Annotated in this window: 11 protein-coding genes; 2 read left to right on the top strand and 9 right to left on the bottom strand. The window is 74.6% G+C overall.

Annotated elements, in window-relative coordinates; all coding sequences use genetic code 11:
- Window positions 1–125: 125 nt before the first annotated feature.
- Together ACWD3O_RS02005 and ACWD3O_RS02000 are read right to left on the bottom strand one after the other, a co-directional pair.
- On the bottom strand, window positions 126–626 hold the full coding sequence (locus tag ACWD3O_RS02005) for an ATP-binding protein (RefSeq protein WP_451409676.1): 501 nt from the start codon (window positions 624–626) through the stop codon (window positions 126–128).
- A gap of 102 nt (window positions 627–728) precedes the next feature.
- Window positions 729–2,549, bottom strand: coding sequence for a prolyl oligopeptidase family serine peptidase (locus ACWD3O_RS02000; RefSeq protein WP_451414557.1), 1,821 nt, complete (start codon window positions 2,547–2,549; stop codon window positions 729–731).
- A 68-nt stretch (window positions 2,550–2,617) separates the two neighbouring features.
- Here ACWD3O_RS02000 and ACWD3O_RS01995 point away from each other — a divergent pair, with 68 nt between their 5' ends.
- Complete coding sequence (locus tag ACWD3O_RS01995; RefSeq protein ID WP_451414556.1) at window positions 2,618–3,511, top strand: SURF1 family protein; 894 nt, start codon at window positions 2,618–2,620, stop codon at window positions 3,509–3,511.
- Between the two features lie 42 nt (window positions 3,512–3,553).
- Here ACWD3O_RS01995 and ACWD3O_RS01990 read toward each other — a convergent pair whose 3' ends face one another.
- The 6 genes from ACWD3O_RS01990 to ACWD3O_RS01965 form a co-directional block, all read right to left on the bottom strand.
- Window positions 3,554–4,594 (bottom strand): hypothetical protein, encoded by a 1,041-nt coding sequence (locus ACWD3O_RS01990; protein ID WP_451414555.1) that lies wholly within the window; start codon window positions 4,592–4,594, stop codon window positions 3,554–3,556.
- A 170-nt stretch (window positions 4,595–4,764) separates the two neighbouring features.
- A complete protein-coding gene (locus ACWD3O_RS01985; RefSeq protein WP_451414554.1) occupies window positions 4,765–5,466 on the bottom strand; it encodes a SigE family RNA polymerase sigma factor in 702 nt (233 codons plus the stop codon).
- A gap of 418 nt (window positions 5,467–5,884) precedes the next feature.
- Window positions 5,885–7,159, bottom strand: coding sequence for an aspartate kinase (locus ACWD3O_RS01980; protein ID WP_451409671.1), 1,275 nt, complete (start codon window positions 7,157–7,159; stop codon window positions 5,885–5,887).
- 247 nt (window positions 7,160–7,406) lie between these two features.
- The gene (locus tag ACWD3O_RS01975) at window positions 7,407–8,066 is read right to left on the bottom strand and encodes a DUF5063 domain-containing protein (RefSeq protein WP_356136765.1); all 660 of its coding nucleotides are present in this window, start codon (window positions 8,064–8,066) and stop codon (window positions 7,407–7,409) included.
- Window positions 8,059–8,658 (bottom strand): recombination mediator RecR, encoded by a 600-nt coding sequence (recR, locus tag ACWD3O_RS01970; protein ID WP_451409670.1) that lies wholly within the window; start codon window positions 8,656–8,658, stop codon window positions 8,059–8,061. The genes ACWD3O_RS01975 and recR overlap by 8 nt, the downstream gene beginning before the upstream one ends.
- A 73-nt stretch (window positions 8,659–8,731) precedes the next feature.
- Complete coding sequence (locus ACWD3O_RS01965) at window positions 8,732–9,076, bottom strand: YbaB/EbfC family nucleoid-associated protein (RefSeq protein WP_451409669.1); 345 nt, start codon at window positions 9,074–9,076, stop codon at window positions 8,732–8,734.
- A 383-nt stretch (window positions 9,077–9,459) separates the two neighbouring features.
- Here ACWD3O_RS01965 and ACWD3O_RS01960 point away from each other — a divergent pair, with 383 nt between their 5' ends.
- A complete protein-coding gene (locus ACWD3O_RS01960) occupies window positions 9,460–10,323 on the top strand; it encodes an SLATT domain-containing protein (RefSeq protein WP_451414553.1) in 864 nt (287 codons plus the stop codon).
- Between the two features lie 18 nt (window positions 10,324–10,341).
- On the opposite strand, the gene ACWD3O_RS01955 is transcribed toward ACWD3O_RS01960, so the two are convergent.
- Window positions 10,342–12,168: a serine/threonine-protein kinase gene (locus ACWD3O_RS01955; RefSeq protein WP_451414552.1), complete on the bottom strand. Its 1,827-nt coding sequence runs from the start codon at window positions 12,166–12,168 to the stop codon at window positions 10,342–10,344.
- Window positions 12,169–12,209: the final 41 nt, after the last annotated feature.

Genomic DNA, 12,209 nt, shown 5'->3' with positions numbered 1-12,209 from the left:
CGGTGCCCCCACGCACCGCCGTCACCGCCGCCCGGGCCCGCCACCGAGCCGGGCGCCGCGTGAGGCGGCCGCCGGGCCAGGGGCGCCGCCCGGCGCACCGTGACGTACTGCCCGTGGCCGTGCCGTCAGTTGAGCTTCAGTTCCGCCCAGACGATCTTGCCGATGGGTTCGCGCGGGTGGGTGCCCCAGCGGGTGGCGAGGGTGTCGACCAGGAACAGGCCACGGCCGGACTCCGCGTCCCCCGGGGCCTGGGCGGCGGCCGTCGTGGGCGGCGGGGTCTCCGAGGCGTCGACGACCTCGACGCGGGCGATGCCGGACGGCTCGTCGACCGTGAGGCGGAGGGCGAAGTCCCGCCCCGGCACGCGGCCGTGGCGGACCGCGTTGGCGGCGAGCTCACCCACCAGCAGGGCGACCGCGCAGGACAGGTCGGAGCCCGGGGGGTGCCCCCACTCGGCCAGCCGCCGCACCGCGCAGTGCCGGGCCTGCCGGGCGCCTCGCGGCGATGACCTGAACTGGGCGGCGAACACCAGGGGTTCCGGGTGTCCGGGTCCCCCGGCCGCCGGCGCGCGCCGCTCGGACGCGCGCCGCCGGGGGTTGTCGTCGGAACCGGTCGTATCTGTGAGCACGGCCTATCCGTATCCCGCGCGGAGGGCGTTGACGCATCGCACGGTGAACGAATTGTGACGTTGCGTATACCGCGCGCCCCCGGCGGCTACGGACAGTTCGTGTCAGTCCTCCGCGCCGGGGAGGTGCCGCGCGGCGAAGTCCAGCTCCAGGCGGACCTGCTTGATCCGCTCGTCGACCACCAGGGACCCGTGGCCGGCGTCGTAGCGGTAGACCTCGTGGACCGCGCCGCGTGCCTCCAGGCGCTTGACGTAGTTGTCGACCTGCCGGATCGGGCAGCGCGGGTCGTTCACGCCCGCCGAGATGTAGACCGGGGCCGTGACCTGGTCGACGTAGGTGAGCGGGGAGGACGCCTCGAAGCGCTCCGGGACCTCCTCCGGGGTGCCGCCCAGGAGGGTGCGGTCCATCGCCTTCAGCGCCTCCATCTCGTCGTGGTACGCCGTCACGTAGTCGGCGACCGGGACGGCGGCGATGCCGACCGCCCACGCGTCGGGCAGGGTGCCCAGGCCGAGGAGGGTGAGGTAGCCGCCCCAGGAGCCGCCGGTGAGGACCAGGCGGCGCGGGTCGGCGAGACCGGAGGAGACCGCCCACTCCCGGACGGCGGCGATGTCCTCCAGCTCGATCAGGCCGACGCGGTGCTTGAGGGCGTCCGTCCACTCCCGGCCGTACCCGGTGGAGCCGCGGTAGTTCACCCGGACCACCGCGTAGCCGTGGTCGACCCAGGCGGCCGGGCCGGCGGCGAAGGAGTCGCTGTCGTGCCAGGTGGGGCCGCCGTGGATGTCGAAGACGGTGGGCAGCGGGCCGCTCGCCCCGGCCGGCTTCTGCACCAGCGCGTGGATGCGGCCGCCGGGGCCCTCGACCCAGACGTCCTCCACCGGCACCGAGGCGGGCGCCTTCGCCCCGGGCGGGTCCAGCACCACGCGGCCGGCGGTGGAACGCACCACCGACGGCTCGGCGGCGGAGGACCACAGGTACTCGACGCTGCCGTCGGGCCGGGCGGTCGCGCCGGAGACCGTGCCGGGCGGGGTGGTGATCTCCTCCAGGGAGCGGGTCGCCAGGTCGTGGCGGAACAGCTCGCTGCGGGCCTCGAAGCTGTGCGCGATCAGCAGCGCCGAGCCGTCCGGGTACCACTCGGCGCTCACGTCGCCGGGAAGCTCCAGGGCCAGGTCGGTCTCCTCGCCGGTGGCGACGTCCCAGACCATGGGCTCCCAGCGGCCGCGGCGCTGGTGTCCGACGAGGAGGCGGGTGTCGCCCTCGACGGGGGCGAAGCCGAGGACCTCCAGGCCCAGCTCGACCGTGCCGCCCTTGGTGTCGTCCAGCTCGGCGACGGTGGCGCCGTCGGGGCGCAGCACGCGCAGCGCGGAGTGCATGGCGTCGCCGTGCTCGGTGTGCTCGATGGCGATCAGCGTGCCGTCGTGCGAGAGGTCGCCGACGCCGGCCGACTCCGGGTGGCGGTAGATCTCCACCGGGTCCTCGCCCTCGCGGGCCAGGTGGATGGAGGTGCCCTCCTCGTCGGCGGAGCGGCCGACGACGGCGGTGCGGCCGTCCCGTCCGAGCGCGAGACCCGCGGGGTACGACGGCTCCAGGCCGGGCACCGCCTCCTCGTCGGGTCCGCCGTGGAAGGGCTGGCGGCGCCAGACGCCGAACTCGTCGCCGTCGGTGTCGTCGAACCACCAGATCCAGGCGCCGTCCGGGGTGAGCACGCCGTCGGTGGTGCCGTTGGGACGGTCGGTGACCTGGCGCTGCGCGCCGGTGGCCCGGTCCCAGGCGTAGAGCTCGTAGGTCCCTGTCGCGTTGGAGACGAACAGGGAGCGGTCGGGGGCGTCCTCCGCCCAGTCGGGGAGGGACACCCGGGGGGCCCTGAACCGCTTCTCCCAGTCCGGCATGGTCTCCGGCGCCTCGGCCGGCCCGCTGCTGTCAGTCATGCCCCCATACTGCCTGCCGGGCCCGCCCCGAGGGGGGCGGGGGGAAGGGCACCGGTACCGTTGGCCGTGTGTACCGGTTCCTGCTGACGCCCCGCTGGTGGGCGATCAACGTCTTCCTGCTGCTCGCCGTGCCGTTCTGCGTGTTCATGGGGACATGGCAGCTCGACCGGTTCGAGTCCCGCGTCGAGGGCCACCGCGACGCGACGGCGCGGGCCGCCGCCGACCGGGAGGCCGACCCCCGCACCGCCCGCCCGGTGGACGAACTGCTGCCCGTGGACAAGCAGACCGTCGGCGACCAGGCCACCGCCACCGGCCGGTACGGGGAGCAGCTCCTGGTGCCGGACCGCGCGCTGGACGAGCGGCGCGGCTACTACGTGCTGACCCTGCTGCGCACCGACGGCGGCACGGCGCTCCCGGTGGTCCGCGGCTGGCTGCCCGGCGAGCCCGACCCGGCCGCCGCGCCCGCGCCGCCGCGGGGCGAGGTCACGGTCACCGGCGCGCTCCAGGTGTCCGAGACGCCCGGCCAGGACGGCGTGCCCGCCGCCGGGGGCCTGCCCGAGGGGCAGACCGGCGCGATCAGCGCCGCCTCGCTGGTGAACCTGGTGCCGTACGACGTGTACGACGCGTGGGTCACCCTCAACGAGGGCGACGCGGGGATGAAGACGGTGCCGCCCGCCGCCGCGCCGGACAGCGGCCTCGACCTGAAGGCCTTCCAGAACCTGGGCTACACCGGCGAGTGGTTCGTCTTCGCGGGCTTCGTGATCTTCATGTGGTTCCGCCTGCTGCGCCGCGAGGTGGAGTTCGCCCGCGACGCCGAACTGGGCATCCTCCCCGAGGACGCCGTGCAGGACGCCGCTCAGGTCGCCGGCCACGACGCCGCTCAGGAGGCCGTTCAGGGCTCCGACGGCACCGCGGCCCCGGACGGCCGCGAGCGGCGGGAGTCCGCTCCCGCCGCTCGCTGAGGCTTCTTACCGCGGGCGCCGCGCGCCCGCGGTGTCGCGTCGTCAGCCGCCCGCGACGATGCCGGTCCGGTAGACGGTGCCCGCGCAGGCGCCCGGGACCGTGAGGGCGGCCGGCGTGCCCGCGCCGTCCGAGCCCTGCGGCTGGTAGGTGACGAGGACGCTGCCGCCGCCGGAGTTCGTCCGGGTGGTGCCGAGCTGCGTGGTCACCCCGTCCGCGGTGCTGTCGCTGCCCGTCGTGCCCACCCGGCCGTCGGTGCTGCCGCCGACCGTGGGAGGCGCGGTGGTGCCGCCGTCGGTGCCGCCGGAGGTGCCGCCGTCCGAGCCGGTGGTCGGGGGCGGGTCCACCGGGTCGGTGGAGGGACAGGACGCGGAGGGCACCCAGGAGACGCGGACCAGGTAGGACTGGCCGGGGCTGAGCAGCAGCCGCTCCACCTCGCCCTCGCCGACCTGCCGGGCGACGCTGATCCGCATCGGGTCGGCGTCGCCCTGGGCGGTGACCGAGACCGTGCCGGGATCGGTGACCGCACAGCCCGCGATGGAGGAGTTGTAGACCCGGAACACGCCCGGCACGCTGCCGTCCGCGGCGACCGCGCCCAGTTCGGGGGCGGCGACCGACAGCTGGCCCGCCGTGCAGGCGGGGACCGCCGCGGGGGCGGTCTCGGTGCCGCCGTCCTCGCGGCTCCTGGAGTCGGCGCCCGGGGACTCGACGTCCTCGGTCACGCCGGGCAGGCCGGGGAGTTCGTGTCCGGCGCCGCCGGCGCCCGCGTTCAGGTCGTCGCCCTGGCCGCCCTGCACCTCCGGGCTGCCCGCCACGCCGCCGGCCCGCACGTCCTCCGCGGAGCCCGCCGAGGACACGTGCAGCGCCGTCGGCACCGCGGTGCCGGCGAACAGGGCCGCGGCGGCCACGCCCACGAGGGCCTGGCGTTTGCGGGCCCGCCGGGCGGGCACGGCCCGCCGGAGGTAGTCGAGGGTGTCGTCCTGGGGCTCGAGGCCGTCGACGGCCTGGTGCAGGAGCCGTCGAAGCTCCGCCTCGTCCGGACCGAGCCCGGACCCGAGGCTCTGTTCGTCGGGGCGTTCGTTCACAGGTTCGTTCCCACCATGCGGTTCTCGTAGGTGCGGGCCGGTACGGCTCGGCTCAGGCGCCGGAGCGGTGTCCGACGGGAGCAAAGGATGCCAGGAGTGGCGGGTGCGGCGTGCGCGGGACGGCCGGGACCGGCCGGAACCGTCCTGCCGCCCCTTGCCCTCGGGCTCGGTCATGCGGTCGCTCCCATCGCGACGCGCAGGGCGGCGATGCCGCGCGAGCCGTAGGCCTTCACCGAGCCCACGGATATGCCCAGCGTCTCGGCGACCTGGGCCTCGGTCATGTCGGAGAAGTACCGCAGCACCAGCACCTCGCGCTGGCGGCGCTGCAGCCCCTTCATCGCCTTGATCAGGGAGTCGCGCTCCAGCTGGTCGTAGGCGCCCTCCTCGGCGCTGGCCATGTCGGGCATCGGCTTCGACAGGAGCTTCAGGCCGAGGATGCGGCGGCGCAGCGCGGAGCGGGAGAGGTTCACGACGGTCTGCCGCAGGTAGGCGAGGGTCTTCTCCGGGTCGCGGACCCGGCGGCGCGCCGAGTGGACGCGGATGAACGCCTCCTGGACGACGTCCTCGCAGGAGGCGGTGTCGTCCAGCAGCAGCGCGGCGAGGCGCAGCAGCGAGCGGTAGTGCTCCCGGTAGGTCGCGGTCAGCTGGTCGACCGTGGTACCGGCCTCGGCCGTCGTCCCGGCGCCCGCGACGGCCTGGGACGGCGCGGCGACGCCGTCGCCCTTCCGGGGAGCGGGTACACGGGCACGGCGCGCCGACGGCATCGGCGCGATCACCGGCATGCCGCCCGGCGGACCGCCGGGTCGGGGGGACCGGCGGGGGCGCAGGCCGGTGTTGCGCGCCGCCACGGGGAAGTCGAGAACCTCTGCCACGCCCGTTGGACGGCCCGGCCCCCCTGAGGGTTGTACGCCCTCGTCGAATCCGTCGCGAATTCCTTCATCGCCCCGCTCTTCCCCTCATGTCCTCGACCGCCCCCCGACCACCCTCACGGCGGGAGGTGCGGCGTCCCCCCGGACCGCACCGGCCTTCCCGTTCCGCCGGAGCGGAGAGGAAAGGAGAATCCTCGAACGAGAACCGGTGCCGAGGCAAGTGCCTTCGCGGCGGCCTGCCCGGGCCACCGGATGTCGATCATATAAACGATTCAGGCACTGGCCAGGGGATTTGCCGCCCGCCGGAAAGCGGAAGAGGCCCCCTCTCCTCGCGGGAAGACGAGGAAAGGCGGGCCCCGGTTCCACCGGCCGGTCGGTCACCCGGAACGGGCGTCGACCGGCCGTGGCCGAACGGAGTGGATCAGCGTCCGGTGCCGCCGTAGACGACGGCCTCGTCGCTGTCCGAGTCGAGCCCGAAGGCGGTGTGCACGGCGCGGACCGCGTCGTTGACGACATCGGCGCGGGTGACCACCGAGATGCGGATCTCCGAGGTGGAGATCAGCTCGATGTTGACGCCGGCCCGGCTGAGCGCGTCGAAGAAGTCCGCGGTGACGCCCGGGTTGGTCTTCATGCCGGCGCCGACGAGGGAGATCTTGGCGATCTGGTCGTCGTAGCGCAGCGAGTCGAAGGCGATCGCGGTGCGGGCCTTCTCCAGCGCCTCGATGGCCTTGGGACCGTCGGACTTCGGCAGCGTGAACGAGATGTCCGTCAGGCCCGTGGAGGCCGCGGAGACGTTCTGCACGATCATGTCGATGTTGATCTCCGCGTCGGAGATCGCACGGAAGATCGCGGCGGCCTCGCCCGGCTTGTCGGGCACGCCGACGACCGTGACCTTGGCCTCGGAGGTGTCATGGGCGACACCGGAGATGAGCGCCTGCTCCACCTGCTGCTCCCCTTGCTTCGGCTCGTTGCTGACCCAGGTGCCCGGCAGCCCGCTGAAGGACGACCGCACGTGGATCGGGATGTTGTAACGGCGGGCGTACTCCACGCACCGGTGGAGCAGCACCTTGGACCCGGAGGAGGCCAGCTCCAGCATGTCGCCGAAGGAGATCCGGTCGATCTTCCGGGCCTTCTTCACCACGCGCGGGTCGGCGGTGAACACGCCGTCCACGTCGGTGTAGATCTCGCAGACGTCCGCGTCCAGCGCGGCGGCGAGGGCGACGGCGGTGGTGTCGGAGCCGCCGCGGCCGAGGGTGGTGATGTCCTTGGTGTCCTGGCTGACGCCCTGGAACCCGGCGACGATCGCGACGTTGCCCTCGTCCACGGAGGCCTGGATGCGCCCCGGCGTGACATCGATGATGCGCGCCTTGTTGTGGACCGAGTCGGTGATGACACCGGCCTGGCTGCCGGTGAAGCTCTGGGCCTCCTGGCCCAGGCTTTTGATCGCCATGGCCAGCAGCGCCATGGAGATCCGCTCTCCGGAGGTCAGCAGCATGTCGAGCTCGCGCCCGGCAGGGATCGGTGACACCTGCTCGGCGAGATCGATCAGCTCGTCCGTCGTGTCGCCCATCGCGGAGACCACGACAACCACCTGGTTGCCGCTCTTCTTGGTCTCCACGATCCGCTTGGCGACGCGCTTGATGCCCTCGGCATCGGCTACGGAGGAGCCTCCGTACTTCTGCACGACAAGGCCCACGTGCGCTCCTCGCTCGCTTCGTTTCTCTCCGCGCGCACAAGTGTGCGGCGGTCGATTCAGTCTAACGAGCGGCCGAAAATCCCATCCGGTCAACCGGATGATGAGATGTCCGTTTTCTGCACGACGCTGTGCGGTGCCGCCCACAGGCGGCCGGGGCGGCTCCCGCACCACCCCGGCCGAGGCGCACCTCCCCCGAACGGGTGGCGGTAAACCCCTGAGCAGCCGGAACGAGGAGCGACGGGAGGCGCTACTTGACGCGGCGCAGGCCGAGCGGACCGGCGATCTCCTGGAACATGACCTCGCCCGCGGCCTCCGCCAGCGCCTCCTCCTCGAGGTGCTCGTCGGTGTCCAGGCCGTCCAGCGCCTCCAGGGGCTGGTTGAGCCGGACGTGCGACACCACGGACTGCAGCGCCCGCAGCGCGCCCGAGGCCATCGCGCCCCAGTTGGAGAGGTAGGAGAACTGCCACCACCACAGCGCCTCGGTCACCCGGCCCGCGCGGTAGTGCGCCATGCCGTGCCGCAGGTCGGTGATGACGCCGGCCAGGTCGTCGGAGATGCGGGCCGGGACCGGCGCGCGGCGCGGCTGGTACGGGTCGAACACCTCCGAGTAGACGTCGACCGGGTCGAGCATCGCGGCGAGTCGCTCCCGCAGCTCGTCCACGTCGGGCTCCGGGCCCATGTCCGGCTCGTACCGCTCGTCCGGCACGATGTCCTCGTGCGCGCCGAGGCGGCCGCCGGCCAGCAGCAGCTGGGAGACCTCCAGCAGGAGGAAGGGGACCGCGGAGTCCGGTTCGTCCCCCCGGGCCACCTCGGTGACCGCCACCAGGAAGCTCTCGACCTGGTCGGCGATCTGGACGGCGAAGTCGCCGGGGTCCTGTGCCGTGGAGTGCAGCGTCGCGTCAGACATCTAGGAGTCGTCTCCCCTCGAAGGCGCGGCCGAGGGTGACCTCGTCCGCGTATTCCAGGTCGCCGCCCACCGGGAGGCCGCTGGCCAGGCGGGTGACCCTGAGGCCCATGGGCTTGATCATGCGGGCGAGGTACGTCGCCGTGGCCTCGCCCTCCAGGTTGGGGTCGGTGGCGAGGATCAGCTCCGTGACGCTGCCGTCCGCCAGCCGCGCCAGCAGCTCGCGGATCCGCAGGTCGTCGGGACCGACGCCCTCGATGGGGCTGATGGCGCCGCCCAGCACGTGGTAGCGGCCGCGGAACTCGCGGGTCCGCTCGATCGCCACGACGTCCTTGGGCTCCTCCACCACGCAGATGACGGAAGGATCGCGGCGGGGGTCACGGCAGACCGCGCACTGCTCCTCCTGGGCGACGTTGCCGCAGGTGACGCAGAAGCGGACCTTGGCCTTGACCTCCATCAGCGCCTGGGCGAGCCGGCGGACGTCCGTCGGCTCGGCCTGCAGGACGTGGAAGGCGATGCGCTGCGCGCTCTTGGGACCGACGCCGGGAAGTCTTCCCAGCTCGTCGATCAGGTCCTGGACCACGCCCTCGTACAACGCCCTGCCTGCCTTCCTCGGTGCTCCCGGCGGAGCAGCCTTTCCCTACGTACGGTAGTGGCCGCCGCCCCGGTCAGAAAGGCAGACCGGGAATACCGCTGCCGCCGCCGAGGCCCTCGGCCAGCGGGCCCAGCTTCTGCGACTGGAGCTGCTGGGCGTTGTCGTTGGCGGCCTTCACCGCGGCGACCACCAGGTCGGCGAGGGTCTCGGTGTCCTCCGGGTCCACCGCCTTCGGGTCGATCACCAGGGCGCGCAGCTCGCCGGAGCCGGTCACGGTGGCGCGGACCAGGCCGCCGCCGGCCTGACCCTCGACCTCCGTGTTCGCCAGCTCCTCCTGGGCGCGGGCCAGGTCCTGCTGCATCTTCTGGGCCTGCTGGAGCAGCTGCTGCATGTTGGGCTGGCCACCACCGGGAAACACGATTCAGCTCCTGGGCTCGTACGGTCGCACGACGCTGCGGTCGCGCGGAACTACACACGTCTGTCCTGTGAGGGCGGAAAGATTCACCCCTCGTGAACGAGCCTACGCGGTCGACCCGGCACGCGCCCCGTCACACTTTCGGGTGAGCGTGTCGGCGGTCCTGCGCCTGATCACGGGGCACTTCGCGCCGATCCCTGTTTCAAACCGCCGCCTGTGCCACTCGTTGGGGGGTAGGAAGGACGCCGACACCGGAGCACGCCACGTGACCATGCCGCCACGCACAGTGACGGACGGGGCTGAGGTCGCGTTGCGGGGGGCGGGTGCGGGAGGGTGCCGGCCGACGGGTCGGCAGGGATCGTCAACAGGTTGTGGGGAGTAGCCGGGTGAGTCAGCCGGAGATGCCGGGGAGCGGGTCCGAGGAGCCGCCGTCGCCGCCGCGTGAGGGCGGACGGTCCGAGGGGACGTCCGCCGCGGACGCGCGGCCGGTGAGCGGTGGCCGGGCCGGCGGGGCGGCGGGGACCGGGGGGCGCGCGGGCACCGGGCGACGGCCCGGGGGCTCCGGGCCGGGGCTCCCCGGGGACCTGACGGGGCGGCCCTTCCCCCAGGGCGACTGGGACGTCCCGGCGCGGCGGCTGGACGAGCTGTACCGCTGGGTCGAGCGGTGCGCGCTGGAGACCTGCGCGTGGTACCTCGCAGACCGGGTCCGCAAGCGCCGCACCGCCCTGGCGCTGCGGGGCGGCGCGGCGGCGGGGGCGGTCCTCGCGGCCGGCCTGCCGCTGCTGGACCTCGCCGAGGTCGTCGACGGAGCGGCCCCGTGGGGCTACCTGGCGCTGCTGCTGGCCCTCGGCTGCGCGGGCGCGGACCGGTTCTTCGGGGTGACCTCCGGGTGGATGCGGGACATGGCCACCGCCCAGGCGGTCCAGCGGCGGCTGCAGGCGCTGCAGTTCGACTGGGCGTCGGAGAACGTGCGGGAGGTCCTGGGGCCGACGGAGGGCACGGCCGGGGAGGCCGCGGAGCGGTGCCTGGGGGTGCTGCGGAGGTTCTCCGAGGACGTCACGGAGCTGGTGCGGGCCGAGACGGCGGACTGGATGGGGGAGTTCCGCCGGGGGGAACTCCCCTCCGTGGCCCGCGCGTCCCTCGACCCCTCCCGCAGCGACCCGCCCGTCCCCGTCGGCGCGCACGGCCGGATCTCGCTCGCCGCGCCCCGCCCCAACATGCCGCGCCAGCGGCCGCCGGAGGCGCGGTGACGCACGGGCCTCCGGCGGTCAGCCGGCGGTGTAGGTGAGGGCGTCGCCGTCGGTCATGCGGCGGGTGAGGGTGCCGTCCGGGGAGACGGTGAGGACCGAGGCATCGCCGGGGCTACAGGAGGACAGGGGTTCGCCGTCCACCACCCGGGAGGGGCCCACGCGGAGCGCGCCGTCCCCGCCGGGCGCCCGGGCGAGGTCGGCCTCGAAGACGCAGCTGTAGGAGGAGGCCGTGCCCTCCAGCGGCCCGGACGCCACCAGCGTCAGCACCGGGTCGCCCACGTCGCCCTGGACGACGGTGAGGTGGCGCTCGTTGGACCCCGCCGCGTTCTCGATGACGGCGGACCACTCCCCCAGGAACTCCGCGGGCACCGTCCCGGCGTCCTGGGGGTCGCCGGTCGGCGCGGCGGACGTGGGCGAGGACGTGGGTCCGTCGTCGCCGCCGCCGTCCTCCGTCACGGCCGGGGAGGGGGAGGCGGAGGACTCGGTGCCGCGGAGCTCCTGGCGGCCGCGGTCGCCGTCGCCGTCGCGCATGACGGTGTACACCGTGCCGCCGGCGATCAGCGCCACCGCCAGCGTGGCCGCCGCGACGATCCACCCGGTCCGCCCGCCACCGCCGCCGCCGCCGTGGCCCGACGGCAGCACCGGGACCGGCGTCGTGCCGCCCGGCGGGCTGCCGTACGGGTACGTGCCGCCCGGCGCGCTCCCGTAGGGGTGGGAGGCCGGCGGGAACGGCTGCGGCGGGTACCCGTACGCCGCCGGAGGCCCCGCCGGCAGTGGCGGCGGCGGTGAGGCGGGGCCCTGACCCTGAACCGGGCCCTGCCCCTGCCCCTGCCCCTGCCCCGATGGCAGCGCGGGCGGCGCCGCCTGTCCCGAGGCGGGGCCCGGGCCCGCGACCACCGTGGGGGTCTCGTCCGGGCGCGGTCCGGGGTCCTCGGCGTCCAGCAGTTCCGCCGCGTGCCGGCCGAGCTGGGCGACCAGGGCCGCCGGGAGCCACGGGTCCCGGGTCCGGCCGCCCGCGAGGGTGGCGTGCTCCGCGGCCACCCGCGCCAGCACGTCCGCCAGCGAGGGGCGCGCCGCGGGGTCCTTGCGCAGGCACTGCCCGATCAGGCCGGAGAGCCCCTCGGGCACGCCCGTGAGGTCCGGCTCGTCCCGGGCGATGCGGTACATCAGGCTGTGCGCCCCGCCCGCCGCGTCGCCGAACGGCAGCCGCCCGGTGGCCGCGTAGGCCAGCACGGAGCCGAGGCTGAACACGTCCACCGCCGCGGTGATCCGCTCGCCCCGCACCTGCTCCGGCGCCATGAAGCCGGGCGAGCCGACGACCGCACCGGCCCGCGTGAGCCCGCTGTCGTCCGGGGCCTCCAGCGCCCGGGCGATACCGAAGTCGATCACCCGCGGCCCGTCGATGGTGAGGAGCACGTTGGACGGCTTGAGGTCCCGGTGCACCAGCCCCGCCGCGTGGATGTCGCGCAGGGCCTGCGCCAGCCCCGCCGCCAGGATCCGCACCGTCCGCTCCGGCAGCGCCCCGTGGTCCCGGCCGACGACCCGCTCCAGCGAGGGGCCCGCCACGTACCCGGTGGCCACCCAGGGCACCGCCGCCTCGGTGTCCGCGTCCAGCACCGGCGCCGTCCAGTCGCCGCCGACCCGGCGGGCCGCCTGCACCTCCCGGCGGAACCGGGCGCGGAACTCCTCCTGCTCGGCGAGTTCCGCCCGCACCAGCTTCACCGCGACCGTGCGGCCCCGGTCCGAGCGGGCCAGGTACACCCGGCCCATGCCGCCCGCGCCCAGCCGCGCCAGCAGGCGGTACGCCCCGATCCGCCCGGGATCCCCCGAGCCCAGCATCTCCATCGCCGTCGTCCCTCCCCCGCACCGGACACCGCGCCCCCCGC

It is taken from the genome of Streptomyces sp. NPDC002640 (genome assembly GCF_053592575.1).
This window is presented reverse-complemented; position numbering and strand designations above follow the sequence as displayed.

Bases quoted from the DNA above. Each gene is read 5' to 3' on its own strand.
- ACWD3O_RS02000 (WP_451414557.1), bottom strand. From the start codon at position 2,549: ATGACTGACAGCAGCGGGCCGGCCGAGGCGCCGGAGACCATGCCGGAC.
- ACWD3O_RS01975 (WP_356136765.1), bottom strand. From the start codon at position 8,066: ATGTCTGACGCGACGCTGCACTCCACGGCACAGGACCCCGGCGACTTC.
- ACWD3O_RS01955 (WP_451414552.1), bottom strand. From the start codon at position 12,168: ATGGAGATGCTGGGCTCGGGGGATCCCGGGCGGATCGGGGCGTACCGC.